The organism is Gilvibacter sp. SZ-19, assembly GCF_002163875.1.
In the GTDB taxonomy this organism is placed as follows: domain Bacteria; phylum Bacteroidota; class Bacteroidia; order Flavobacteriales; family Flavobacteriaceae; genus Gilvibacter.
This window is the reverse complement of sequence record NZ_CP019333.1, coordinates 1,191,314-1,217,930: the sequence shown is the minus strand read 5'-3', so window position 1 is coordinate 1,217,930 and position 26,617 is coordinate 1,191,314. Positions and strand designations below refer to the sequence as shown.

Annotated in this window: 24 protein-coding genes; 18 read left to right on the top strand and 6 right to left on the bottom strand. The window is 42.0% G+C overall.

Going from position 1 to position 26,617, the window contains the following annotated elements:
• Positions 1 to 9 precede the first annotated feature (9 nt).
• Genes BTO09_RS05560 through BTO09_RS05545 form a run of 4 tightly spaced genes read left to right on the top strand, consistent with a single transcriptional unit; the run spans position 10 to position 5,126 of the window.
• Positions 10 to 1,449: an MBOAT family protein gene (locus BTO09_RS05560; RefSeq protein WP_087523826.1), complete on the top strand. Its 1,440-nt coding sequence runs from the start codon at positions 10 to 12 to the stop codon at positions 1,447 to 1,449.
• Positions 1,450 to 1,475: 26 nt separating this feature from the next.
• Complete coding sequence (locus BTO09_RS05555; RefSeq protein WP_157663434.1) at positions 1,476 to 2,885, top strand: hypothetical protein; 1,410 nt, start codon at positions 1,476 to 1,478, stop codon at positions 2,883 to 2,885.
• A complete protein-coding gene (locus BTO09_RS05550; RefSeq protein ID WP_087523824.1) occupies positions 2,882 to 4,327 on the top strand; it encodes a hypothetical protein in 1,446 nt (481 codons plus the stop codon). Before BTO09_RS05555 ends, BTO09_RS05550 begins: the two co-directional genes overlap by 4 nt.
• The gene (locus BTO09_RS05545) at positions 4,320 to 5,126 is read left to right on the top strand and encodes a heparin lyase I family protein (RefSeq protein WP_157663433.1); all 807 of its coding nucleotides are present in this window, start codon (positions 4,320 to 4,322) and stop codon (positions 5,124 to 5,126) included. Before BTO09_RS05550 ends, BTO09_RS05545 begins: the two co-directional genes overlap by 8 nt.
• Here the strand turns inward: BTO09_RS05545 and BTO09_RS05540 are convergent.
• From BTO09_RS05540 to BTO09_RS05530, 3 genes are read right to left on the bottom strand one after another with little or no spacing between them, the layout of a single operon-like run.
• Complete coding sequence (locus BTO09_RS05540) at positions 5,123 to 5,983, bottom strand: polysaccharide deacetylase family protein (RefSeq protein ID WP_087523822.1); 861 nt, start codon at positions 5,981 to 5,983, stop codon at positions 5,123 to 5,125. The two genes, BTO09_RS05545 and BTO09_RS05540, sit on opposite strands and share 4 nt — an antisense overlap.
• Complete coding sequence (locus BTO09_RS05535; protein WP_087523821.1) at positions 5,967 to 6,788, bottom strand: sulfotransferase; 822 nt, start codon at positions 6,786 to 6,788, stop codon at positions 5,967 to 5,969. Before BTO09_RS05535 ends, BTO09_RS05540 begins: the two co-directional genes overlap by 17 nt.
• The gene (locus BTO09_RS05530) at positions 6,785 to 8,101 is read right to left on the bottom strand and encodes an MATE family efflux transporter (protein ID WP_087523820.1); all 1,317 of its coding nucleotides are present in this window, start codon (positions 8,099 to 8,101) and stop codon (positions 6,785 to 6,787) included. Before BTO09_RS05530 ends, BTO09_RS05535 begins: the two co-directional genes overlap by 4 nt.
• A gap of 222 nt (positions 8,102 to 8,323) precedes the next feature.
• On the opposite strand from BTO09_RS05530, the gene BTO09_RS05525 reads away from it, so the two are divergent.
• From BTO09_RS05525 to BTO09_RS05480, 10 genes are all read left to right on the top strand, one after another.
• On the top strand, positions 8,324 to 9,574 hold the full coding sequence (locus BTO09_RS05525) for an O-antigen ligase (RefSeq protein ID WP_157663432.1): 1,251 nt from the start codon (positions 8,324 to 8,326) through the stop codon (positions 9,572 to 9,574).
• Complete coding sequence (locus tag BTO09_RS05520; RefSeq protein WP_087523818.1) at positions 9,561 to 10,325, top strand: LamG-like jellyroll fold domain-containing protein; 765 nt, start codon at positions 9,561 to 9,563, stop codon at positions 10,323 to 10,325. The genes BTO09_RS05525 and BTO09_RS05520 overlap by 14 nt, the downstream gene beginning before the upstream one ends.
• Positions 10,322 to 11,524: a hypothetical protein gene (locus BTO09_RS05515; RefSeq protein ID WP_087523817.1), complete on the top strand. Its 1,203-nt coding sequence runs from the start codon at positions 10,322 to 10,324 to the stop codon at positions 11,522 to 11,524. Before BTO09_RS05520 ends, BTO09_RS05515 begins: the two co-directional genes overlap by 4 nt.
• Positions 11,517 to 12,596, top strand: coding sequence for a glycosyltransferase family 4 protein (locus BTO09_RS05510; protein ID WP_087523816.1), 1,080 nt, complete (start codon positions 11,517 to 11,519; stop codon positions 12,594 to 12,596). Before BTO09_RS05515 ends, BTO09_RS05510 begins: the two co-directional genes overlap by 8 nt.
• Before the next feature lie 21 nt (positions 12,597 to 12,617).
• Complete coding sequence (locus BTO09_RS05505; protein WP_087523815.1) at positions 12,618 to 13,772, top strand: hypothetical protein; 1,155 nt, start codon at positions 12,618 to 12,620, stop codon at positions 13,770 to 13,772.
• Positions 13,773 to 13,833: 61 nt separating this feature from the next.
• A complete protein-coding gene (locus tag BTO09_RS05500; RefSeq protein WP_087523814.1) occupies positions 13,834 to 15,270 on the top strand; it encodes a radical SAM protein in 1,437 nt (478 codons plus the stop codon).
• A gap of 135 nt (positions 15,271 to 15,405) precedes the next feature.
• Positions 15,406 to 16,164 carry a WecB/TagA/CpsF family glycosyltransferase gene (locus BTO09_RS05495; protein WP_087523813.1) on the top strand — a complete coding sequence of 253 codons (759 nt, stop codon included), beginning with the start codon at positions 15,406 to 15,408 and terminating at the stop codon, positions 16,162 to 16,164.
• 8 nt (positions 16,165 to 16,172) lie between these two features.
• The gene (locus tag BTO09_RS05490; RefSeq protein WP_087523812.1) at positions 16,173 to 17,483 is read left to right on the top strand and encodes a UDP-glucose/GDP-mannose dehydrogenase family protein; all 1,311 of its coding nucleotides are present in this window, start codon (positions 16,173 to 16,175) and stop codon (positions 17,481 to 17,483) included.
• Positions 17,483 to 18,472, top strand: a complete 990-nt coding sequence (locus BTO09_RS05485) for a UDP-glucuronic acid decarboxylase family protein (protein ID WP_087523811.1) — start codon at positions 17,483 to 17,485, stop codon at positions 18,470 to 18,472. The genes BTO09_RS05490 and BTO09_RS05485 overlap by 1 nt, the downstream gene beginning before the upstream one ends.
• Positions 18,472 to 19,827: an undecaprenyl-phosphate glucose phosphotransferase gene (locus BTO09_RS05480; RefSeq protein WP_087523810.1), complete on the top strand. Its 1,356-nt coding sequence runs from the start codon at positions 18,472 to 18,474 to the stop codon at positions 19,825 to 19,827. The genes BTO09_RS05485 and BTO09_RS05480 overlap by 1 nt, the downstream gene beginning before the upstream one ends.
• On the opposite strand, the gene BTO09_RS05475 is transcribed toward BTO09_RS05480, so the two are convergent.
• Together BTO09_RS05475 and BTO09_RS05470 are read right to left on the bottom strand one after the other, a co-directional pair.
• A complete protein-coding gene (locus tag BTO09_RS05475; RefSeq protein ID WP_087523809.1) occupies positions 19,821 to 20,987 on the bottom strand; it encodes a glycosyltransferase family 4 protein in 1,167 nt (388 codons plus the stop codon). The two genes, BTO09_RS05480 and BTO09_RS05475, sit on opposite strands and share 7 nt — an antisense overlap.
• On the bottom strand, positions 20,980 to 22,227 hold the full coding sequence (locus BTO09_RS05470) for a phenylacetate--CoA ligase family protein (protein ID WP_369826905.1): 1,248 nt from the start codon (positions 22,225 to 22,227) through the stop codon (positions 20,980 to 20,982). The genes BTO09_RS05475 and BTO09_RS05470 overlap by 8 nt, the downstream gene beginning before the upstream one ends.
• Positions 22,228 to 22,354: 127 nt before the next feature.
• On the opposite strand from BTO09_RS05470, the gene purD reads away from it, so the two are divergent.
• Positions 22,355 to 23,629, top strand: coding sequence for a phosphoribosylamine--glycine ligase (gene purD / locus BTO09_RS05465; protein ID WP_087523807.1), 1,275 nt, complete (start codon positions 22,355 to 22,357; stop codon positions 23,627 to 23,629).
• Here the strand turns inward: purD and BTO09_RS05460 are convergent.
• Positions 23,621 to 23,857, bottom strand: a complete 237-nt coding sequence (locus BTO09_RS05460) for a uracil phosphoribosyltransferase (protein ID WP_087523806.1) — start codon at positions 23,855 to 23,857, stop codon at positions 23,621 to 23,623. The two genes, purD and BTO09_RS05460, sit on opposite strands and share 9 nt — an antisense overlap.
• 38 nt (positions 23,858 to 23,895) lie before the next feature.
• Here BTO09_RS05460 and BTO09_RS05455 point away from each other — a divergent pair, with 38 nt between their 5' ends.
• The 3 genes from BTO09_RS05455 to BTO09_RS05445 are packed head-to-tail and all read left to right on the top strand — an operon-like array spanning position 23,896 to position 26,505.
• Entirely contained in the window at positions 23,896 to 24,819 is a 924-nt protein-coding gene (locus tag BTO09_RS05455; RefSeq protein ID WP_157663431.1) for a hypothetical protein, read from the top strand.
• A gap of 28 nt (positions 24,820 to 24,847) precedes the next feature.
• Positions 24,848 to 25,456 carry a DUF4254 domain-containing protein gene (locus BTO09_RS05450; RefSeq protein ID WP_087523804.1) on the top strand — a complete coding sequence of 203 codons (609 nt, stop codon included), beginning with the start codon at positions 24,848 to 24,850 and terminating at the stop codon, positions 25,454 to 25,456.
• A gap of 17 nt (positions 25,457 to 25,473) precedes the next feature.
• The gene (locus tag BTO09_RS05445; protein WP_232454997.1) at positions 25,474 to 26,505 is read left to right on the top strand and encodes a glycosyltransferase family 9 protein; all 1,032 of its coding nucleotides are present in this window, start codon (positions 25,474 to 25,476) and stop codon (positions 26,503 to 26,505) included.
• Positions 26,506 to 26,617 lie beyond the last annotated feature (112 nt).

Genomic DNA, 26,617 nt, shown 5'->3' with positions numbered 1-26,617 from the left:
GAACCGCACGTGTTATTCAATTCATTAGACTTTGCAATTTTCTTTCCAGTATTCTTTGTGCTGTACTGGATAGTCGCTAAAAGATTAACGCTTAGAAATGTCTTGATACTCGGAGCCAGTTATCTCTTCTATGGCTGGTGGGATTGGCGCTTTTTATTCCTGATCATTTTTAGCTCCTTTGTCGATTTCTTTGTCGGCAAAGCCTTGGGTGAAACCGTAAAAAAATCCAAAAGAAAAGCCCTGCTCTTGGTCAGTTTGGTCTCTAACTTAGGACTGCTGATCTACTTCAAGTACGCCAACTTCTTTATCGATTCTTTTGTGCAGAGCTTTCGCTTTTTTGGAGGCGAGATCGAAGCGACAACCCTAGACATAATTTTACCGGTCGGGATTAGTTTCTACACCTTTCAAACTCTGAGCTATACCATTGATATTTATTACGGAAAGATCAAGCCGACGAGGAACATATTGGCTTTCTTCTCTTTTGTGGCCTTCTTTCCACAGTTGGTGGCCGGGCCTATTGAACGTGCAAAACACCTGTTGCCACAGTTTTTCGTGACCCATAAATTCAATTATAGATATGCGCGTACCGGTTTGCTGTTGATGGCTTTTGGCTTGTTTAAAAAAATGGTGATTGCAGATCGTTTGGGCATTTTGGTGAATCAGGTCTACAATGATCCGGAGAGTTATAGCGGAGGCGCATTAGTGGTGGCCACTATAGCTTTTGCATTTCAGATCTACTGCGACTTCTCTGGTTACAGCGATATTGCAATTGGAGCAGCACGCACGCTAGGTTTTGATTTAATGAAGAATTTTGACGCCCCTTATTTTTCCAAATCGATCACCGAATTCTGGAGGCGTTGGCACATTTCGCTCTCCACCTGGTTTAGAGATTATGTCTACATCCCCTTAGGTGGTAGCCGCAAGAAAGAACTGCGCGTGTACACTAACTTGTTCATTGTGTTTTTGGTCAGTGGGCTTTGGCACGGAGCAGCCATTACTTTTATTATCTGGGGAGCTATTCACGGGCTCTTCATTGTTTTGGAAAAGGCCATGAGTAATCACGGCTTAAAGCTAAGTCGCAAGGGCATTGTTGGCACGTTTGTGTTTATTCCACTCACTTTTGTAATAGCCACCTTTGCCTGGATATTCTTTAGGGCCAACAGCACGGCAGACGCACTTTATGTTGCCCGTGGGATTTTCGATTGGTCCAAAGAGACTAACTATTTTGACTTAGGGCTTATAAAGCCTGAATTTTATGCTGGCCTTATAGCGATTGTGTTACTGTTGATTTTCGATGCAGTCCACCGCAGATTCAATGCAGTTAAGCTGTTGGATAAGATTCCTTTTTATATCAGGCCACTACTTTATGTGGTCATCATTTTTACGATCTTGATCTTCGGTATTTACGGAGAAGACGGTGTTTCTGAGTTTATTTATTTTCAGTTCTAATTCAATTGAAACGGAGCCTTCAAATCTTGATTTTCTCTGCTGCTTTATTGGCGGGAATTAAGTATTTAGAACAAGTCTTTGAAAGCCCTCATCACTTGATTAATACAGCTAATGGATTCCGCGAATTGAGTGATGAGAATAATGTGGATATACTGTTTTTAGGCAGTTCGCATATGTTTGCCAGTATCAATCCTTATGTGATAGATAAGAATACAAGATCAATCAGCTTTAATTTAGGCACAGATGGCTTACGGTTACAATTCACAAGCATAATGCTTGAAGAGGCCTTAAAAACAACTAAACCGAAGTTGGTTGTTGTTGAGGTTTTTAGAGGTTCTGTTTCTAAAATTGAGACCGAAGTTTCAAAGGGGTTTCAATTAAGAGGGCTCGACTTTGTGAGTAATTTTAGCCTCAATAAATTCGATCGTGTAAAAGAGAATTTTTTATTCTCTGAATACCCAGGGGTGTATTCAAGATTATTAAGGAATCACTCTTCATGGAGCGAAAAGGATTTTTTGAATTTAAACAGAGAATTCCAAATTAATCTTAATAAGAACCTGTATTATTCTGGTTATTTTGGAGCAAGAATCCGTTTATCTGACGAACTTAGAAACCAATACAGTGGTTTTAGACTTAAGGAACGGAAGATTGACACAACCTTTAATTTTCTCAAACCAATATATCTGAATGAGCTCGAAAGATTGGTTCAATTGTCTCGAGTGCACGGATTTGAGCTTTTGCTAATGACCGCACCAGATCTGCGCGCGTCAGAAGTGAATAATTACCTGTATACGCAGCTCAGTGCATTTGCTGATGAGAATGAATTGAACTATCTAAACCTTTCCTCTAATGAGAAGTTTGATGAATTAGATATCTCTTTTGATGATTTCAAGGATGCGTCGCACTTGAATCTAAATGGCGGTGAAAAGGTGAGCCAATATTTAAGCGAGTACATCAATGAGAATTACAGCTTGTCAGATAGGTCTAATGAGGATGTTTTTATTGCCCGAATTTCGGATTATGAGAAGATGCATTTCGGCAAGGAAGTTTATAATTGCGACATTGGTTTTGCGCTCACTGACTCCTTATTGATTACTAATCTACAGATCCTAAAACCGAGGAAAAACTATATCATAAAAATGAATTTTGAGGATCGAGGAAATTCAAATAATAAATATCGAATAGGGGCTCATATGTTTCCTCAGGCTGGGTATGAGGATGAATTAGACGAGAACAGTAAAGTAAAGGATCGCGACTTCGATGTAGGTACTGGTATTATAACTGATGCTTCCAAGCCATTAGAAGTTATTCTTTATTCTGAAATTAGAAATATTGAAAGGCTTACCTTTTTTCTATATGATATAAATGGATACAAAGGAAAGATTGGAGAAACTCTAGTTATAAAGGGAGATCAATTATTACTTTCAGAGCAATGACAGCGTCTAAATTCATATCAGCCTCCATTTTTCTACTGAGCTTAGTTCTCGGCGCGGCCTATTTAGAGCGCGTTTTTACCACGGAAAACCACTTTAACAACACCATGGCCGATTATGAAAAAGGCCTTGACAGTTTGCCTATAGATGTAATGATCTTTGGTTCGTCGCACGCCTTTACGGCCTACAACCCTCTGGTGATAGACCAAGAAGCCAATACCTTGAGCTATAATTTTGGTTCCGATGCCTTGCGGATTCCTTTTACCGACCTGGTGTTAGAAGAGGCCACAAAACAGTACAAACCCAAATTGATCGTGCTAGAGGTCTATCCTGCGTCGGTAGGAGTTCCTACAGACGAAAAGATCAAAGGGTTTCATTTGCGGGTGTTCGACCATATTTCCCATATCAATCCAGACAAGCTCAAAAGTGCTTTGCGCATTTACCAAGCAGCAGAATTACCTGGGGTGTACTCTACGACGGTAAGAAATCACGACAAATGGCACAAACAAGATTTTAAGAATCTCAATCGTCAAAAGGCTTATGATCAAGTTAGTCCAATTTTTTACAAAGGTTATTTGGGGCATTATCAGGTTTTGGATTCTTTAAACAATGCGGATTTAATAAATTTCAGAGTAAAGAATACCTACTCCAATTCTAAACGTGAGTTCTTTACCGATGAGGCCAAGGCAGACCTCAAAGATCTGATAGGTCGTGCCAAAGCTTCAGGCGCTGAGGTTTTAGTGGTTTCTTCTCCAGATTTGAGAGCCAAATACTCTTGGCCCAAGCGTTTTTTGGCAACTGTACAACAGCTATGCGATCAGGCGGGCGTGGCTTATTTGAATCTTAATGATCATTACCAAGCGCTCGATCTCCAGTTTACAGATTTTAAAGACCCGTCGCACTTAAACGTTGGTGGCGCCTACAAGACCTCTAAGTTCTTTGCAGAATATCTGAATGAAAATTACGTCTTGCCAGACCGAAGTTCAGAGGTAAACTCCGCAATTTTAAAGTCCCAATACAATCAATTTAAACTCAAATTATTAGAGAACGAAACCGTGGTCTTTAAAAAGGCGGTTTCAAAATATTTAGAAGCGGGTACTTTACTCGATTCGATAAGAGTTTCTAGATCTATCTCACAATTAGAATTCAAACTGTATTTTAACCCTACAGAGGCTGCAACCTCAAAGATGGACGACTACAAACTGCTGGTGAAGGTGATCCCAAAGCCAACTGATCTGGAGAAGGTTAACGCTCGTAATGCAGAAAAAGGCTGGAAATACGACAAAATAGATCTCGAACTAGCCAGCGATACCCCTACCGTAAAATTTACGCTTAACACCTTAATTCAGAACGTTGCCGCTTTTGAGCTATCGCTCTACAACAAGGAAAAATATCAAGGCCTTGTAGGGGAGAAAATACGTTTAAACGCTGTTGAATTTGAATAGAAAAAGGCTCACATATGGTGCGATCACACTACTTGCTATTGCTGCAATTGGCTTGTATTTGCGTATGCCCAAACCAATTAATGCTTTCAGTGATGACTTCAACGCTCACGAGAAGACGTGGATCAGAAAGCAGGTAGCTAACACTTCGCGTTATCAGATAGTGACCGATCCGCAGCAAGAGGCCAACAGTTGCTTGCTCTTGGCACAACATCCTAAAGATCATTTTGGAGGAGCTAAACGCAGTGAATACGTTTTTAGACCTTACACCAAGGCCGGAAAATTGGTGCGCTATTCCTTTAAGTTTATGTTCCCTAATGATTTTTTTAAACACCGCAGCGCGAAGGATTGGCTTATAGTTCAGCAGTGGCACGACGAACCCCCGCGCTGGACAGCCTGGGAAGATTACAAAGAGAATACGCGTCCGCCAGTGGCTTTGCTATTGGGGTTAAAGAAAGATGCGCCGATCACAATCGAGTATGGGTATGGTTTAAAGTCGAATTCTTACGATCAAGAAAGGGTTTTTGTTTTTAAAGACAGTTTACGTCCCATGACCTGGTACACTTTTTCCAATGAAATCTTCTGGAGCCAAGATGATAACTTAGGGTATTCGAAACCAATGCTAAATGGTATACCCTTTGTACCAGAATCGGTCGATTCAGAAAACAAGGTATATGGTGCCAACATGTACAATTCGGTGCCGAATTTCTACAAGTTTGGGCTTTACGGGAACAAGAAATCACAAGACACCATCGCGGTTTTTCTCGATGATTTTAGATTCGAAGTAGTAAGCTCAGATTAAAATTTAATATAATTCCAGATTCCAGAGGCCTTTACCAGATTCTCTGAAACCGAGCCGAAGTCATTCAGGCAAATGCGCGGAAGCTTATAATCGTCGGATTTCTCGGTGACTTGTCCGTGTTCAACCGTAACGGCGTATTCGTAGCCTGCTCTTTTTACAAAGTCTATCTCGCGCTGCCCATAGTCTCCGTTGGGATAGGCAAAACCCCTGATGGTTTTATCCAAAAGCTTTTCTAGATGTTTCTTAGAATCTGTAATCTCCGCAGCCGACTCCTCGGCTCGTAATTGGGTTAAGATAGGGTGGAAACAGGTATGGGATTCAAAGGCAATGAGTCCGGTTTGCTGCATTTCTTGCATTTCTTCTAAGGTCAAGGCTTGTCGTTCCGGGTAGCTTTTCTGCTTATCGTAACCTATAGCCGCCAATTTTTCAAGCATTTCTGCATTTGGCAGATTCTTTATGGCTTCCATTTGTGCCTTGGGCAAAGGGTAATTGCTCCAAAAATGCCTTTGGGTGTTGACAATATCACTACAAGCATAAATGGTTGTCGGGGCTTGAAGCTCCACAATGCTGTTTACAAGCTCAAAGTTTTGCTTATGGCCGTCATCAAAAGTAATGACAGCCGCATATTTGGGTAGCTCATGCAATTTTCCGGCCTTTTTAGCGCGGATCACCTCATCCATTCCCACAAAGCGGTACCGAACATTTAAAGCGCGTAAAAAGGCGTTAAAATCGATTGGAGAGGGGTCGTGAAAAATAAAAATCGTCACGGAGTCGCGCTGCTTGAGATAACGACGCAAACGCACTATGCCACTTAGCAGTAAAAATTGAACGATAATATTCTTACCAATACGCTTCAAAGTCGATGTATTTTTTTAATGCCTCCTTGTCTGCTTCTAACTGTTGTAGATAGTTTTGATCCAATACAGTGGCAGTGTTGGTCGCTGTTGATTTGGTGTTGGAGTCTTTGATAAACCGAACGATCTTTAAGCGAAGCGCTGGTGGAACCAAAGCTTTTACAAGGGCTCTAAAGCCTTTGTTTTTTTCCTTGTCAAAAAGAACCTTGTTCACTCCTTTAAAGCGCGCATTGGCTGTTGGGTTGGCCACAAAGGTCTCAATAGGATGTCCCTTTTCGATATTTAAGAACTCGAACATTTCATCAAGAACAGCATCTGGTTCTTGGGCCATGCGTTCAAAAATGAGCAGTTTCACCTGCTCTTTTGGGAATATTCTGTAAAGTGTCTCCACTTTGTCTGCATAAAGACTGCGATCCATGTATTCTGAGTCATTGGCAAGGGCTACGTTTATGTCTGCGGAGTCTTCCTTGGCAAGTTGCGACAAGAATTTATAGGCTGATCTGATCCGCGATTCAGGTTCGCGCAATAACAAGACTACTTTGGCTTTTGGGTTGTAATCGGCTATACGCTTTAAGGCCGCAGGGTTTTCAATATAATCTACACATCCACTGATACGTATTGGCTCAGATCCGCAGTTGAAACGACCCTCCAAAACTCCTGGCCCCTGTTTGTAAAGGTCTGGCTCAATAAAGAAAGGATAATCTTTAAGAAAGATCTCACCGCATACCTGAGGGTGCTGGATCAACCATTCGTAAATAGAAGTTGTTCCTGCTTTTTGAACTCCGATGACAAAAGCGTTTACTTTCATTTTTTAAACAAGCTCAGCGGGTTAAAAACTAAGACTATCTTGAAGTATTTCCAAACCAAATAAGCTCCTGCGAAATTCCAAAATGCCATACCAGCAATACTACTGATGGCCGCTCCGTAAAATCCATAGGGTTTGATGAGTATAAAATTCAAGGCCAAATTGATTACAAAGGCTACAAAAACCAAGTTTTGAAATACTTTTTGCTTCCCAGTCATTTGAAAAACCACCCCCACTGGGCCACAAAAGGAATTTGAGAATTGACCAATGCAAAGGATCATTAACAGTGTTGTTCCCACGGTGAATTCCTCTCCGAATAGGCTCAGAATAAACTCCCTAAAGAATACTAATCCCGCAACTATAATTACCGAGGAGATGAAATTGATCTTTATGGTCATTTGGATCAACTTGTCAAAAACGGACATGTTTTTCTCTTTGTAACTCAAGGCGATTTTTGGAGCCAAAATACTGTTCAAGGCATGCAGGGTAAAACTCACTAAGGCAGCCAAGGTAAACGCTACATTGTATATACCAACTTCTTCAGATGTTCTATAAACCCCTAAAAAGATCGTATCAGTCCAACTCAGAAGTAATATAGTTGCCAAGGAAAACATAAGCGGATACGACTCAATCAAATAGGTTTTGGTTCTAATTTCGGATGCTCTTGCGACTCCACTAAAGGATTTAAACAAGCTGAAAAAAGAGTAGACCATTAAAACACCCAAGCCGGCTGTGTGTGCTATAATGGGCATATAAGGATCTTTAAAACCGAGAAGGTAGTAACAGATCAGCAAACCTAGTAGTGCAAATATGAATCGTCCTCCACTGGTTAAAAAACTGAATTGCTTTATTTTCTTAAGCCCACGAAGCGCTCCTGCGTTGAGATGTATCATGGTCCATAGGGGCAAGGCCACAAAGCCGTAAACCACGTATTTGGGCTCTTGGATATTGAGCCAATCTGCGACAACATCTTGAAAAAGAATTCCAACTAAGCAAAGCAATATTGAAACTATGGCAGACAGAGAAATCACTTTGAGATAGATGTGTTTGGCGGCTTCCAATCGATGTGAAGCAAAGGTCTTCACTAGGTTTATGTCAAACCCAAAACGAGGCAGTAACGATCCAATTATGAAAACCGAAAAACTCAAGGCTATAAAACCATTGACTTCCGCCCCATAAGTATTAGAGATAAAAAGTGTGAAGCCATAACCCGCCAATAGACCTAAACCCCTAATTAGAAAAAAAGAGCTGCCTTTGCGAACCAATTCGATGATATCGGCGTCTTTAAAGAATCGTTGTAAAAGGTTTAAAAACACTCCCGACCTGTTTAGTTAGTTGGATGGATTTTTGCCACGATGGTTGCGCGGAAATTTGTCAAAAGTACTCAAATTTGTGGCAGCAACGATTTGCTTGCCATTTTTAGAATTCCATATACAATTGACTACATTTGACCCAGCATTGCGGAATTCTTGCCTATGGCAAACAACCTTTCGTAAAAATGTGCATCTAGTAAGCAATTAAGCAGCGACTCAATAAATTTGAATACGATACTAACCCTTTACAATCGCTTTTTAAACGATACTGTATTGCAGTGGTTGCTTTTGGGTTCGATTGTTTCATTGCCGCTTAATCTATTTGTCAATAACCTGTTGTTTACGGTTTTCTTCATTGGATTCACACTGAAGATTTTACTTAACGATCCGAAGGAGCTCTTAACTATATTGAAGCGACGATTCCCATTGTTTTTGCTTCTAGTAGGACCATTGCTAATTACCCTTATCGGATGTCTTTACACTACCGAGCCTGCCGCTGGGTTTAAAGATCTGGGCCGATTGGTGCCTCTGGCCTTGATTATCCCAGCCGTATTGTATGCTCCGGGCTTCTTTAGTGCGTACCTAAAGCGATTAGTTTATGCCCTGGCTATTGGATGCTTGGCAGCTGCCCTAATCTGTTGGAGCTTAACGCTGGCAGAAATGTATAGCACGGGTTATGATTTAGGCGATCTGTTTACTCCAAGGTTCGCCTATCACGAACTCTCGGGCAGAATTGATATCCATACACCTTATTTGGGGATGTTCACGGCTATAGCCATTTTCTTTTTGATCACCGAGTTTGTTAGAAGCACGACTAAAAAAGCTAAGCTGCTCTATTTTATTTGGGCTGCGATCCTGCTTTTGTTTTTGTTCAATCTTTTAGCCCGAACTGCTACAGTTACGCTTGTGATTGGAACTTTTGCTTATATGATTTACACCAAGCGGTATGCCTTAATAGTGTTAGGGGCGGCTGTTGTTATAACTGCGGGGTCACTGGCTTATTGGCAAGACCATAATTTTCTGCGGGATCGTATTTTTAAAAGCATAAACCTCTTTGAATCAGAGACCATTTTTAGTAAGAAAGACGGTCGATTTGAGCGTTTTGGCGCCTCAATTGTGGTATTCAAACAGTTTCCCTTATTGGGGCCTGGGACCGCAGCCGAAGACACCTACCGAAAAGCAGCTTATTATGACAACCGAGACAGTGTGGCATACAACGCCAACTACAACGCCCACAATCAATTTCTTGAATATTTGAGCACCTTTGGACTTCTAGGAGGATTAGTCTTTTTGGCTTTGTTGATCGTGTTGATTCGGGCAGCTTGGGGTCATCCTATACTGCTGTTTTTTGCCTTTAGTTTTATCATGGCCGGTCTCACCGAATCTATTTTAGAGCGCTCTTGGGGAATTTCCTTTTACCTTTTGTTGGTCATGTTGATTTTTGGAAGTAAATTTTCTACTGATGAGCAGGTTTAAGCTTTTAATTGTAGTCTTTACCTTAAGCCTTGGTGCATGTAGCCATGAGAAAAGGATGCGAAAATTGGTCGAGGTTCCAGAATCACTATATTCCTATACATTAACAGAAAAAGCCGAGCTGAGATCGCAGGCGGTTAATTTTGATCAAAAAGGAGCTACTTTCGACAGCTTGGCCGAACCCTCTTGGTTGCGCATAGATTCTCTAAGTGGGTTAGAGCGAGAAATGAACATTTCTTTTTGGTTTCGACTTACTTCAGACGTGGGCGGACGTACTCAGACTGTGCTCAGAGCGGTAGATACCCACCGGTCATATAAGCATTTAAGTATCGGCTTCAGCGGATTCCGAATTGGCGGTAGCTTGAACAGTCATAACTTTAGCGCTAAAGACAATACCCTAGGGAACGAACCCTCGAGAACTTATTTCGATCTACCTCGTTTAGAGATGGGGCGCTATTACTTTTTTTCGATGAACAAACAAGGAGGTAAGATTGCTATTTATGTCAATGCAGAACTTTATCAGGAGTTCGATTTTAAGGAGGATTTTGAGTTAGACACTAATGAATTACTTCTTGGAGTGTTGAATACTTCTGGAGATTTTGTCAATCAATATGTCGGAAATCTTCGCAATCTTGACATGTTCAATCAAGTACTCACAGAAGATCAAATCTATTCGCTCAGCGTAAACAACTACTCAAATATTGCACCCTTCAACGATGCGTTTGAATTGAGTAAATTTAAACTCGAAAATTGAGTAAACGAATAGACATATACACTAAGCTTTTTGGGCTTATCATTGCCTTGATGGCATTGAAGTTCTTGTTTTCATACCTCAATGTTGAACTCGGGTGGTGGCTCAGAAATTTGATGCCTAATTATTTAAAATTCAACCCGCTTGGCCTGCCAAAGAATACCTCAGAAATGATAGAATTCTTGCTCCTGCCAGCCATGGGCACCTATCTGGCATTGAGTTATAGATCATTGGGTGTTTTGCGTTTACCACTGCTGCTCATCGGAATTATGTTAGGACTAAATTTGGTGACCATGTTGACCTCCGAGGCCGATTTCTTGGGCTCCATTAAATACACCTTGAAAATTGCAGCTCCTATATTGTTTTTCTGCGTTTTAGTAGTGCACTACAAACGAACTGACAAGGACATGGAAGTGTTGCTTAAAAGAGCTTTGGTATTTTTTAGTGTTCTTATTGTTTTTGCCCTGGTCTTTTTCAATCAGAGTTTTAATCGCGGCGCTTACAGATTGCCCGTATATTTCTCGGGCTTGCACACCCACAGTTATGTGCTGACCATCTGTTTTGTAGTGCTGTCTTATTTTCTGAGAAAGAACATCTTTGTTTTAATTTCCTTTTTTGGATTGAGCTTTGCCTTTTTAACCTTTGGATATGGTGTAAGAACAATTATGGTATTCTATATGCTATATATTGCTGTTGCCCTTTATTTGCGAGACGACTTCATTAAAAACACCTATGTACGGTTGATAGCCTTATCTCCATTACTGTTATTGGGTCTAATACCGAGTTTAAAGGGTTTTGATTTCGACAGATTTTCTTCTGGACGACTCACCATGTATACCAAGAAATTTGAAATTTTAAAGGACTATTCATTCACAGAATACCTCTTTGGTCGCGGTCGGGGAGCTGACTATGTAAGAACCACGGAGTGGTGGTATGATACCAAAGGCTCTCACAACGATTACCTGACCTTTTTTGTTGAGAATGGGGCGATTTATCTTTTGGTTTTTTTATTGCTGATTGTTTCCCTGCTGTTTTTAGTAAAGCGCAATCACATCCTCTTTGTAGTGTTAATTGTTGGCTATTTGCTTACCTCGGCAATTAGTAACGGATTTGCAGTTCGAGCCTTGGCTAGTTATTGGCTGTTTGCTTTCTTGGCTTTTATTTATATAAAACATCTAAAAGGCAAATTTCACTTTGGCTAAGAAGATCGCGTTCATAGGACCTTTACCGCCCCCGGTCGGCGGTGTTGCTTTAGCAAATATCCGCGCACAAGAGATTGTAAAGCGCTTGGCCCCGGATAGTGAAATCATAACCCTAGACAACTCCAAGAAAAGCATTAATGCAGATCTTTATAAGCGTAAAGGTTTGGGTGAATTGGTCCATTTCATTAAGAATATTGCTAAATTCTTGGCCTTTATTCTTAAGAACCGAATTGCAATTGCCAATGTCTTTGTGGTGCCCAATATCTCTTTTCTAAGGGAGGCCGTTTATATATTATTGTTGAAGCTCAAGTCCGGCCAGCTAGTGGTACATTTGCACGCTAAGACAAGTGGCGATCTTTTCTTAAGTGGGTTTAAACTCAAGCTTTTCACCAAGATCGTTGGTTTAGGAGATGTTGTTTTTGTTCTTTCTGAAAAACACCACAAACGATTTTATTCAAAGTACATAAGACCAGAGAAGCTAGTTGTACTCGAGAATTTTGTGACTTACAATGATTTTGAGAATCATATCGATAAGAAAGAGCACAAGTTCCTCTATGTTGGCAGATTGTCAGAAAAGAAAGGTTTTGAAACCTTGGTCGATGCAGTCATTCTAGCTAAAGATCAGCTTAAAGGTTTGAAAATAGAAGTGTTGGGCGCTTTTGAAAACGAGCTATTTGAGGCGCAGATCCGCAGCAAAATTAAACAGCACGATTTGACCCATTTTCAGTTTCATGGACCACAAATGGGACCGCAAAAATTCGAGCAATTCAAACGCAGTTCGGTTTTTGTTTTTCCATCGTATTTTGAGAATTCACCCATTGTTTTAAAAGAAGCCATAGCCGCTAAAATGGCTATCTTATCCTCAGATATAAAAGAAAACAAGAACCTGTTAGAAGATTTTGACAATAAAGTTTTATTCAAAGCCCAAGACGTCAATGATCTCGCACAAAAACTGGTGTACTGTTACCAGCAAAAAGAGGTAGTTAGAGCCATGATGCACACCTCAGAAAAGATTAAACAATACGATGTTTCTTATGCCGAGCAGATCATAGCAAAAGCTCTTGATTTGTGAACATAGCAGTTGAACGCAATTATGCAGAGCAATCATCTACAAAGAATTTCTATAAGTACTTTTTTAAAGCGCTGGGCTTTGCTTTTTGTTTTGGTGAGTTTTATAGTTATAGAATTCTATTCGAAATACTTACGATATTCAAATAATACAAGCGATTTTCAAAAGGGTTTCAAGGGTGTTGTTTTGATTGTCATGCTCTTTGGTCTATTGTTGAATTATAAGTCGAGCAAACGGCTTATTTTCTTACTCGCTTCGCTTTTTGGCACCTTTTTAATAGGTCAATTCACTTTAGATCCAGCTTTCGCCTATTCCAATTGGTTGACCTTTGGTCGTTTTGTGCTGCCTTTAGTGTTCTTCGGATTTTTTGCAAGCTACCCTACAGATAAGCGCGGTGTTCAAACATTCCTCATGCTCTTTGAGTGGTTTTTTGTTATAAATCTAGCGTTTGTTTTGGCGGGAATACTTGCCGATTGGTATGTCGTTCATACCTATATGGGCGATCGTTTTGGTTACAACGGTTTTTTGGTAACCTCTGCCACAGCTTCATATGCTTTTTTTGCAGCTCTCGGATACTACTATTTTCACTATGGGATAGCAGCATTAAAGCAATGGCGTTTTTGGGTAGTCGTGGCGGGAAGTGTTTTAGCCGGAACCAAGAGTTTGTATCTGGGTATGGTATTGTTCGGATTCTTGATATTATTTGATCATTACAAGAAGTATTGGAAATTCTTGTTGCCAGCCGGCGCGCTTTGTTTGCTTGGAGCCCTGTATATTTTACTTTATCAGGTTCCAGAATTTGCTCAGATTAGAGAACAAGAAGGTTTTTGGGCGGCTTTACTTTCCTATCGCGATCAGTTATTGGTCAATCAGACCTTGCCTTATGTCACCGACAATTGGCAGTGGAGTAACTATTTCTTTGGAGGTGTTTCGGATTTCTCCTTGCGTTCTCAACTCGATTTAATTGACCTTTTCTTTTTCTGGGGATTCTTTGGCGGGCTGATCTATCTTTTCACGTATTTAAAGACTTACTTTGATTTTAAGCTCACCTGGCCCCAATTGGCCTATTTTTTAATCCTTGGGCTTATGGTTCTTTTCGCTGGCAACTTTTTTATATACACCAGTATTCCGCTTTTCCTGCTATTTGTTAAGCTTGCCATCACAACACAGAAATCTTGATTCGCAGGATATTCGAATTTCTTTGTTAACTTCAGAGAGCTAATTCATTAATCATTCCTGTATGGGAAAACGCATCACTTTAGTTGACCTCAATAATTTCTCCTACTACCCAACCATTTCTATGGGTTTGGTGGCTCGATATATTCGCGATGCCGGTTTTGATTTGGAGTTTATAAGCCCGTTGAGCAATGGCATTAAATATCGTGAACGCGAAAAGGTAGAGACCAAGATCGATTATTACAAAGCACGTTTGATTTTTAGCCAGCGAAAGCCGGTCCGTTGGGCCATTATGCAGGCAGAGAAGTTTCCTTTCGTCAAGGAAAGGATACTGAACAAAAGTAAGCTCTCCAATTTTGTTATAAACCGATTGCATTCAGATACAGATCTTTTGCTTATCTCAACCTATACAGAGAATTTTAGCATTTGTAAAAAAGTCGTTGCAGAAGCGACGCGCAGAGGAATACCGGTCATTGTCGGAGGCCCCGCCTTTAATCTTCAATCTCATGTGGATCAATTTTTAAGCATAGATGGAGTGGAGTTTGTGGTCGGCAGCGAGATCGATGATTATCTAGGCAAACTTCTCCATGATTATTTTCAAGGTGAGGATATTTACAAATATCCTGGGGTGTATTCCCGAGAAAAATCCGCAGTAAGCAACGCATATATTTTCAAACACCTGGAACAATTGCCCGTTCCCGATTATCGTGATTTTCCTTGGGATAAGTACCCGAACAGAATAATCCCTTATATGTCAGGTCGCGGCTGCAGTTGGGGTAAATGCAACTTTTGCAGCGATGTGGTTTTGGTCAACGGGCGTTTGTATCGCTCACAATCTTCTGAAAAGGTATTGGCAGATCTCAAAGCTCTAAGTGAACAAGTAGGAACTAATATTTTCGCATTTACCGATCTTAAAATGAATTCCAATGTTGAGGTTTGGAATAGCGTTATTGATGGTCTTCCTCAAATTGTAGATGATCCGATCTGGTTCTGTTCCGTTCATGTTGACAATAGAAAGCGCAACGGGCTCGATGGAGAAACTTTAATGAAGGCCAAAAAGGCAGGATTGACTCGTATTTCTTTTGGACTTGAAACTGCTTCACAGCCTCTATTGGACGATATGCAAAAAGGAACCACTGTGGCGCGATTGGATCAGTTCGTAAATGATGTGTATGCGGCAGGGATCAGCTTAAGAGCAACTATGTTTATTGGTTATCGCCACGAGAAGGCCTCAGATTTAAAGCAAACCTTAGAATTTCTAAAGAAGAACGCACATTGTTTTGAGCGTATCAAATTGTGTCGCTTCCAAATGTATGATCAGACGCCAATTATTGATGAACTCACTGCCGAGGAACGCAAGCAGGTCTACGCTCGACAAATTAATCATCTCTACCGTTCTCGAGCATATTTGAAATATAAGAAAGGGATCATAAAAGTTGTTCATCAGATCAATTCTAAAAAGCTCAATGAGGCCGCCCGAGCCTTCGACGGGGTAATGTAAATTTTGCAAGGCTAAACTGGCCGATTTTCTATGGTTTTACCATGTTGTCGCGTCCTTAATGCAACTCCTTCTGATTTATACTGCTCAGCTACCACTGTTTTCGTATTTTTGCCGGCGAGCCCACAAGAGAACTGCATGACTGCCAGAAAAATCCACATGCTTAATACGCAGATTCACGATCTGGATATGGATCAGACCATTGCCTTGGTGGATGAGGCTATCAGTGCTCAGAAACAGATCCATCACGTAGCCGTCAATGCCGGGAAGATCGTAAAAATGCAATCCGATCCCGAACTGCGGGAGAGTGTGAACAATTCTGACCTTATCAATGCAGATGGACAGGCGGTAATTTGGGCTTCCAAGTTCTTGAAACAACCCCTAAAGGAGCGCGTAGCCGGCATAGACCTAATGGCAAATCTAGTGGCTCTAGCCCATCAGAAGCAATACAAGATCTACCTATTTGGAGCTAAGGAAGAGGTGGTTAGCAAGGTAGCTGCTATTTATAAAAAGCAGTATGGCGAAAGTCTTGTAGCGGGTTACAGAAACGGGTATTTTACCAAAGAAGAAGAGCCTCAAATTGCAAAAGATATTGCCGCAAGCGGGGCACAGATCTTATTTGTGGCCATTACATCTCCAATAAAAGAAAACTTCCTGTATCAAAACCGTGAAGCATTGGCCAATGTAAATATGATCATGGGAGTAGGAGGTAGTTTTGATGTGGTTGCTGGGATAACCAAGCGCGCGCCACTTTGGATGCAAAGATCTGGCCTAGAATGGTTCTATAGATTTTTGCAAGAACCAGGTCGGATGTGGAAACGTTATCTGGTGGGTAATTTTAAGTTTATTGTATTAGTTTTAACCGAGAAATTCAAGGGGGAATCCCCAAAAAAATAAAGAATTAAATGAAGATAGCTGTAATTGGAACAGGATATGTAGGATTGGTTACCGGAACCTGTTTGGCTGAGACCGGAAACGATGTTTTTTGCGTAGATATCGATGTTGATAAGGTGAATCGGATGCGCAACGGAGAGGTTCCTATCTACGAACCACATTTAGATGTGATCTTTGACAGAAACATTAAAGCCGGACGCTTGCGTTTTACTACAGAACTCAGTGAAGGTCTTGATCATGCAGATATAGTATTTTTAGCCTTGCCTACTCCTGAAGACGAAGACGGTTCAGCCGATCTTTCTTATGTTTTACGGGTAGCAGAAGATATTGGAAAACAGCTTAAGTCTTACAAGATCATAGTTGATAAAAGCACGGTGCCGGTAGGTACTGCAGAATTGGTTGAGAAAACCATAGCCGCTCAGACAGAGGTTCCTTTTGCGGTTGTTTCTAACCCTGAGTTCTTAAGAGAAGGTTTTGCAGTTGACGATTTCATGAAGCCAGAACGTATCGTTGTTGGTGCGACAGATGAAACAGCGATAAAAGAAATGAAGCGCTTGTATGCTCCTTTTGTGCGTTCGGGCAATCCGATTATTGTGATGGACGAGAAGTCAGCAGAGTTGACCAAATACGCGGCAAACTCCTTTTTGGCAACCAAGATCACTTTTATGAATGAGGTAGCAAATTATTGTGAGCTTGTTGGTGCTGATGTAGACAAGGTCCGCGCCGGAATGGGTTCAGATTCTCGTATTGGAAATCGCTTCCTTTTCCCTGGTATAGGCTACGGTGGCTCTTGTTTCCCTAAAGATGTTAAGGCGCTCCACAAAGCCGGCAAGGACTCAGGATACAATTTTGAGATACTCGATGCGGTAATCAATGTTAACGACGCTCAAAAGGTATCTATGATACCCAAGATCAAACGTTATTTTAAAGATCAAGTGGCTGGAAAACATTTTGCTTTCTGGGGCTTAGCTTTTAAACCAGAGACCGACGATATTCGAGAAGCTCCATCTTTATATATGATAGAGGCACTTTTGGAATTGGGCGCAACCATTACTGCCTACGATCCGGAGGCGATGCCGAATGTAAAAGCTAAAGTAGGCGACAGGATTAATTTCGCTGGATCCATGTATGAGGCTACAGAAAATGCCGATGCTCTTGTGATCAATACGGAGTGGAGTATTTTTAGAACTCCCAACTTAGAAACCCTAAAAAACAATCTCAATCAAGCGGTGATCTTTGACGGACGCAATTTGTACGATGTCAATGAAATGGCTCTTGAAGGATTTCACTATATTTCGGTGGGCCGAAAAGAAATCAGTTAATGGCGAAACGCGTTTTAATTACTGGCGCTGCCGGGTTTATAGGTTCCCATCTGTGCGACCGCTTTATAGCAGAAGGTTATAGAGTAGTGGCAATGGATAATCTTATAACCGGCGACCTCAAGAACATAGAGCACCTCTTTGGTAAGGAGCGTTTTGAGTTCTACCATCACGATGTGACCACCTTTGTTTATGTGCCTGGACAATTGGATTACATTCTGCATTTTGCTTCTCCAGCTAGTCCGATAGATTATCTCAAAATCCCTATTCAAACCTTAAAAGTAGGATCTTTAGGAACCCACAATCTTTTGGGATTGGCCAAGGAGAAAAAAGCGCGAATACTTATTGCTTCTACCAGTGAAGTGTACGGAGATCCCTTAGTACATCCTCAAAGCGAAGAATATTTTGGAAATGTTAATGCTATTGGTCCTCGAGGTGTTTATGACGAGGCCAAACGCTTTCAGGAATCCATCACTATGGCCTACCACCGTTTTCACGGCTTAGAAACTAGAATCGCTCGCATATTCAACACCTACGGGCCGCGAATGAGACTCAATGACGGACGTGTGATCCCAGCCTTTATAGGACAAGCCTTGCGTGGCGAAGACTTAACAGTCTTTGGCGACGGTCACCAAACGCGTTCGTTCTGTTATGTGGACGATCAGATCGAAGGCTTGTATAGATTGTTGCTGAGTGATTATAGCTTGCCTGTAAATATTGGAAACCCGGACGAGATCAGTATCCTTGACTTTGCTGAAGAGATCATCAAACTAACAGGCACCGATCAAAAGATCGTTTTTAAGCCATTGCCCACAGACGACCCTTTACAACGTCAGCCAGACATAGCTAGAGCTCGTGAGGTGCTCGGGTGGGAGCCCAAAGTAGATCGTGCTACTGGCATGGCTAAAACCTATGACTATTTTAAGAACTTAAGTCCTGAAGAATTGCTGAAAAGCGAACACAAAGACTTCTCAAAGCACATTCGCAAGTAATGGTATTTGCAAGACGTGGTCGATATTCGGGTTATATAAGACCCATACAGTATGCTATAGATCTGGCAACAATCCATTTCTTGGCGCAGGGATTCTTTTCAGATAATTCTGCCTATTATTCTTATATCGTATTTGTTTCCCTTGCCTGGATAGTGCTCTCGGTAAAATCGAATTTCTACGAGATCTACCGTTTTACCAAAGTGGTAAAGATCTTATCCTTAATAGGGTTGCAATCCATTTTATTTACGCTACTCGTATTTGCCTTTTTTGGCATTTACAACGAAATGGATCAAGACCCTGTAGAAGTACTGATCTATATCGCCAAGGTGTTTGGAGTCATTGGCGCTTTTAAGCTCGCAATCTACTACTTGCTTAAGCGATACCGACTCGTAGGAGGTAACTATAGGAACGTTATCATTTTAGGGCTTAACCAAAAAACAGAACAGCTGCGCAAGTTCTTTACCGATAATCCGGAATACGGCTACCAGCTTATCAAGACCTATGATTTCAGCGCTAGAGAAGAACTAGAAATGCAAGAGGTTTTCGATTTCGTTCTGGCCAATAATATCGATGAGATCTACTCTTCTATAGCAGAATTAGACAACGACCAGCTGGGTAGTTTGGTCGATTTTGCAGACAACAATCTCAAGATCTTAAAATTCGTTCCTGACAATAAGGAGATCTACTCCAGACGCTTGGAGTACAATTACTACGGATATTTGCCAGTGCTTTCCTTAAGACGAATCCCGATCTTGGAGCCGTTCAATCTGTTCATCAAGCGAAGCTTTGACATTATGTTAGCCTTGATAATCATTGTTGGATTGCTGAGCTGGCTTACCCCGCTACTGGCAATTATTATCAAGCTAGAATCCAAAGGCCCTGTGTTTTTCAAACAGAAACGAAACGGATTGGATTACAAAGAATTCTTCTGTTATAAGTTTCGTTCTATGCGCCCAAACCCTATGGCAGACCTACACCAGGTAACCCGGGGAGATCAGCGAATTACTCGTGTAGGACGCATCATTAGAAAAACCAGTATAGACGAACTACCGCAATTTATCAATGTTTTAAAAGGCGAAATGTCTGTGGTTGGCCCTAGACCACACATGGTGAGTCATACCCATATGTATGCCGAACGTATTGATAAATTCATGGTGCGCCATTTCATTAAACCAGGAATCACCGGACTGGCTCAGGTAACTGGTTATCGCGGAGAAGTAGAGACAGACGAAGACATCATCAATCGGGTAAAATTCGACATTTTCTACTTGGAGAACTGGTCCATGCTCTTAGACCTTAAGATCATTGTACAAACGGTCTACAATGCCATCCGCGGAGACGAAAAAGCCTACTGATCCAAAAGGGCTACCAATCGTTCAAGCTGCGGCTCTGGAACAAAATTTTCACGCGCAGTTTGCTGTAATTCCTCTGGTCTAGGCCATTGACTTTTGTCTCCATCCAATTGCACAAGTAACGCATTCATCGCCTTCCAATCGGAACCAGAAACACTCCAACCGAGCTTGTATTGTTGCACCACTTGCGCTCCTTCTCCAGCACCTAGATAGAGCACCGGCAAGCCAAAATGAGGCAGTTCGAACAATTTAGACGGTACAGAGCCATAAATACGTGTTTTAAGCGGTGCCAGGGCCAGATGATAATCAGAAAGCTTGCCGTGAAGCTCTTCCTTAGTCAAGGAACCCATATAAATGATGGATTTTGAGTTGGCGTTCAGATAAGAAGCTATAGCTTCTTGTTCGTTCCCCTGTCCGTAAATATGCAATTCCCAATTAGCAGGTAATTCGATCTGTTTGCACAATTCTAAGATCCCTTGAGCGGCTCCTAGCAAGCCTGCATAGACCACTTTCACGTCTTTTACTGGCGTTTTACACAAAGAAGCCGCACTCACCCTCGGAAAGTTTCTGTAAAGCAATAGCGGGGCTGTAGCGCCCTCTTTTTGCACATGAGTAAGTATTTCTTTGGATTGCCCCAATATGGCATCTGCATGGCGGTAAATGAACTTTTCCATCTTACGCATCCAAGCGTAGATGAGTCCCTTGCGCATGGCTCCGAGCTCCACGGCTGCAAGCGGCCAAATGTCAGAGATATTTATCACTGCTTTTAACCCTAACTTTTTCGCAGTTCTAAGGCTGTGATAACCCACAAGCAAAGGCGAACACTGTATGATCACTATATCGTAGGGATGCTGTTGCCGCAATTGCTTGCTCACACTTTTTGCAAAGGCACCCATGGCCTTAAAGCGTAACCAAGGCTTGGTTGATTTGGTGGCGAAAGTGCTCAATCGAACAGTCCGGATACCGTTTATTTGCTCTGTGTAGGGCCCAGCTTTAGGGTAGCCCTCAAACAACTCTCCAAAAGGGTAATTGGGCAGCGGACAAAGTACGGTAACCTGCATCCCTTTGGCCTGTAGCGATTCGGCTAAGATCTGGATGCGATTAGCTGCAGCTCCCATTTCTGGAGGATAATAATTACTTACTATACAGATGTGTTTAGCCATTGTATTCGCTGCTGAATTGTTTTAGTTTCCCTCGTGCCGATCTTACAATGGTCTGGCAGTGTTCAAAGGCTAAGATCAGGCCGGGCTCTAAGTAGGTTTCTAGTGCCTTTTCCATGGTTTTCTTCTCTGCTTCGGATAGTGGCTGGGCGCTTACATAGCGTATTTTAAAGCGGTTGAGGTCTTGTTGCACTACCACAAATTCCTTGACCTTGCCAGAATCTTCAATAACGCTCTTGGTCACATAATAGAAGGTGAGCCCTGGGACCGTTTTCCCACTTGGTAAGTGCGCAATATCATTAGTGCGACCAATAAGCTCTTTGAGATAAGGTCGCCCGTTTTTATCCGAAGCAATCACACCCAGATCGCCAATATCATAACGAATAAAGGGGTGTGCCTTGTTGTAAAGCGACGTAATAACCAACCTGCCGGGAGTTCCCATAGGAACAACCTTGCCACTATCGTCCACCACTTCTACATATAGGGTGTCCGTGTTTAAACCAAAATTGCCATCGGGAGTAGTAAAGGCAATAAGGTCTAATTCTGAGGCGCCATATTCGTTGACTACAGGCACTCCAAACTGTTGTTCCATCAGGGTTTTGTCGGAATCAAAAAGCATTTCTGAGGTTACCATACAAAGCCTTAGACTCGGACAAACCGAGGTGAGCACTATGTCTTTGGCTTTAAGGTATTTTGCAAAAAGCACTATTGAGCTGGTATACCCATTGATATACTCGAAGCGCTTGTTTTTAAAGTGTTTTAGGATCTTATCCAACTCCTTCTCTTGGAGGTCGAATATCGGAAAGCGATAGCGCTTGCTGAGCAGATCTTTGAGCCGCTCTTTGTGATAGCCCGGAAATTTAAGTGGAATTCCATAGAATCGGGCCTGATACGAACGGTTGAAATCGAGCTGGTACAGACCAAAGCGATCTATTATATAAGCCCAGGTCAGGGCGTGACAAAATTTGTCTTTCGCAAAGATGAACGGATGCCCGCTAGACCCAGAAGTTTTGTTCACATAAACATTTTTGGTGTTGTATTGGCTGCTGAGACGATCTGCTAAGGGCTGTTGCAGATCTGACTTTGTGAGCAAGGGTAAACTGCTAAAATCTGCTACGGAATCCTTACCTACTAGCGCCTTGTAAAACGGAGTGTTTGCCAGGTGATAATTTGCGATCTCCAAACACTTTTGGGCTTGGTAATCTGCTTTTATGTCAATTGGGATCGATTGAATTTGCTGCAAGCTTTTGCGGGCTTTCTCTAGTGGAAAACCTTTGATTTTTAGTGTAAAATCGAACAAATTCAAATCGAAAAATTAGTAGGTCAATTTACAAACAATTATTTTTGTCCCTCGGTCAAAATCAGCAAAAATGAACATCCTTATCATCGGTTCTGGAGGTAGAGAACACGCCTTAGCCCACAAGATAGTCCAAAGTCCAAAATGTGAACAATTGTTTGTGGCACCCGGAAATGCGGGAACCGCGACAATTGCAAGCAATGTAGCTTTAGGTGTCAGCGACTTTGAAGGTATCAAAGCCTTGGTTTTAAAAGAGGGCATTGGCTTAGTGGTTGTGGGCCCAGAAGCACCTTTGGTAGATGGGATATACGATTTTTTCAAAGCCGATGAGAGGTTAAAAGAGGTAGCCGTTGTAGGGCCTTCACAAGAAGCTGCCCAATTAGAAGGCAGTAAGGACTACGCGAAACGATTTATGGCACGTCACAACATTCCAACAGCTGCCTACCAGAGTTTTAACGCAGATACCTTGGAAGCAGGAAAGCAGTTCTTAGAGACCTTAAATGCGCCTTATGTGCTGAAAGCAGACGGTTTGGCCGCCGGAAAAGGTGTATTGATCTTAGAAGACCTGGACGAAGCCAAGCGAGAATTGGAAAATATGTTGGCCAATCAAAAGTTCGGGGCGGCTAGCAGCACTGTGGTCATCGAAGAGTTCCTAGACGGTATTGAGCTTAGTGTTTTTGTCCTGACCGACGGGAAAGACTACAAGATCTTGCCCAACGCCAAAGATTACAAGCGTATAGGCGAAGGCGACACCGGCCTGAATACGGGAGGGATGGGAGCCGTATCTCCTGTGCCATTTGCAGACGAAGCTTTTCTTAAAAAGGTAGAGGATCAGGTGGTGATTCCAACCGTTAATGGCCTAAAGGAAGAAGGATTGACCTATCGCGGTTTCATTTTCTTAGGATTGATCAAAGTTGGCGATTCCCCAAAAGTGATCGAATACAATGTGCGCATGGGCGATCCGGAGACCGAAGTGGTTATTCCGAGAATTCAATCGGACTTGGTTGACTTACTGTTGGCAACAGATAAACAAACTTTAGGCACTACTGCTTTTGAAGTGAATCCACAGGCAGCTACCACAGTGATGTTGGTCTCAGGAGGATATCCGGAAGCCTATGAAAAAGGGAAGACCATTACAGGTATAGAGAAGGTAGAAGATGCGATAGTGTTTCACGCAGGCACAGCAGAAAAAGACGGGCAAGTGGTGACCAATGGGGGCCGTGTAATCGCAGTAACAGCCTTGGCAGATGATTACAAACAGGCGCTAAAAAAATCGTACCAAAATGCAGCTAAGCTACAGTTTGATACGATGTATTATAGAACCGATATCGGTTTTGACTTATCCTAAGAATGAGTGAGAAACCTGGCTGCGGTCTTCTTCGTTGTTCTGATTGAAGATCTGCAATTGCTTCATCCAGTAGAAGAAAGCAACAAAACCAACCAAGATAAAAAGCCAAGTTACGGTGTTGGCTAACCACCAGTTTTCAAGTTCTAGAGCACGCAACCACTCATAAGGTGCGAATGCTACGTTTTCAAAAAATGATTGAATTCCTTCAAAAAAACCTCTCCAACTCATATTTTTATATTTACTTGACAAAATTACAAATTCTCTAGATGCTCACAAGGATTTTCGCAACTTCTAAACCGTTAAATTTTCTGTGGGTTTCCCTGTATTTATTCCTCGTTTTTGCGATCGATTGGTTTTACACCTGTAAGCGCGGATATACACTTTGGGCCGTACTGGAATTTCTTGCTATGTCTGGATTGTTGATATTCAGCGTTTTACTAGTCGATTTTATTGTTAGAAAGAACGAATTATCTAAGAAGAATTCCTTCGTAGTGCTCGGTTATGTGTTTCTATTATCCATGCTGGCCATATCTAAGCTCGAACTCACCGGAGTGATCGCACATGTGCTTGTTTTAATGGCAATTCGACGCTTGATCAGCCTGCAAAGTCTAAAATCAGTCAAGAAAAAGCTCTTCGATGCGGCCTTTTGGATAGCCATTGCCTCTCTGGCCTGGTATGGAGCTGGCGGCAACTTGCTTTTAGTATTTTTAGGTGTTTTGATCTTTGACGCCTCAGATTACCGCAATTGGCTGGTTCCTTTTTTCGCAATTTTGGCCGTTGGGATGATCTATTTAGCCGGCTTCTTTTTGGTAAATGATCAATTTCCGCAGTATTTCCAATTACAAGATTGGCGTTTTGACCTATCGGAGTGGAAGAATATGCAAACAGCCTGGCCTACAGTTTATTTGCTGATTTTGACAGTTATTATGATTCCATTTTATTGGCTTGGTTATCGAAAGATCATGCTGATCCGTAAGAAAAGACCTTTGTTCATCGTTTTGGCTGCAGCGGTCGCCTGGATCATTGCCATAGGTGTGCAACCAGCTACCAACAATTCAGTGGTATTCTTGGTTTTTCCCCTAGCAGTTGCGGTGGCCAACCTAACAGAACGCAATCAGCAGCGACCTATCACAGAAATCCTGCTTTGGGCCTTTCTTTTATTGCCTTTTGCAGCTAGAATGGTCATTTAGTGTATCTTTGTCGCCATAAAATTGAACTATGTTTTCTGCCAAGGCCAATCCTATTTTTCAAGAAGTAATCAAGCAGTATCACGTATTGGATAATGTGGACCAAGATTTCCACAATCCTTACAATGAAAAAGATGATCTGCTGGCTCATTTGCTCTACCGTAAATGCTGGATAGACACTGTTCAATGGCACTATGAAGACATTATTCGCGATCCGAATATCGACCCTGTAGCCGCCTTGGAGCTCAAGCGTAAGATCGATGCCTCTAACCAAGACAGAACCGATATGGTGGAGTACATAGACAGCTATTTTTTAGACAAATACAAAGATGTAGAGCCTAAGCCAGATGCGCGTATCAATACAGAGAGTCCGGCTTGGGGAGTTGATAGACTTTCTATTTTGGCCTTAAAGATCTATCACATGAACGAGGAGGCACAGCGCCAAGACGCTTCAGCGGAACATCGAGCTGCATGTCAAAAGAAGCTAGACGTTTTACTGGAACAACGCGTTGACCTTTCAACGGCGATTGACCAGTTGCTAGAAGATATCGCTGCAGGAGACAAGTACATGAAAGTCTATAAGCAGATGAAAATGTACAATGACGACGAACTCAATCCGGTTCTTCGCGGACAGAAGTAAGCTTCAACTCACTTTTTTTGGAAAAGAACATGCATATCGCCATTATTCGCCTGTCGGCTATGGGCGATGTAGCCATGTTAGTTCCCGCGCTACAAGTTTTACGGCAAACCTATCCAAGTGCGCAGATCACGGTTGTCTCTAAAGCATTCCACCAACCTATTTTTAATGGAATACCGGATGTAGACTTTAAGGCTGCCGAAGTAAAAGGTAGCCATAAAGGGATGCTCGGCATGCGCCGATTAGCTGCTGAGCTCAAAGGGCTTGGAGTAACCCATCTTGCCGATTGTCACAATGTTTTACGCTCCAAATTACTGCGGACTTTTTTGAGTTTCAGCGCAGTTGCACTCGCAGCCATAGACAAAGATCGCGCTGCCAAGAAAGCCCTTTGCAAGCCTACAAATAAAACTTGGACACAATTAAAAACATCGCATCAGCGCTATGCCGATGTTTTTAACGCCCTTGGATTTCCAGTTTCGTTAGAGGACTTTTCTCCTTTAGATCGCCTGCCCATGCCCAAGCCTGCTATGGAATTGCTGGCGGCATGGAAAGGAAAGATCGTTGGGGTAGCACCTTATGCGGCCTTCGCGGCAAAGACCTATAGTTCTGACCAAATGCGCGAAGTCTTGTCAGGGCTAAATGCTACGGGCAAAACCAAGATATTGCTTTTCGGGGCTCCCAATGAGCGAGATTCGCTATTGGAACTAGCTTCTGATTTGGAACATGTTCTTGTTGTTGCGGGTCTCTTGAAATTCGAAGAAGAATTGGCGTTGATCTCCAATTTAGATCTAATGCTAGCCATGGACAGCGGCAACGGACATTTGGCGGCAAATTATGGGGTTCCAGTGGTCACACTCTGGGGAGTAACGCATCCGTATTTGGGCTTTGCTCCTTTTGGACAAAATGCTGCGCATAGTCTACTTCCAGATCTGGAAAAGTTCCCGGCCATTCCAACCTCAGTTTATGGAAAATCTCATCCTGCTGGCTATGAAAATGCCATAAATTCCATTCCCGCAACGGCTGTGGTGGACTTAATCAACAAAATTATTTAAACAGCTAATAATCAATTGGTTGCGTTATTTCGGAATGTTTGTTCCGAGCAAATTAATTACGGAACAATCGTTCCATAATGGCTATTTTCCAAGGAGTTTCGGTAGGTTCTAC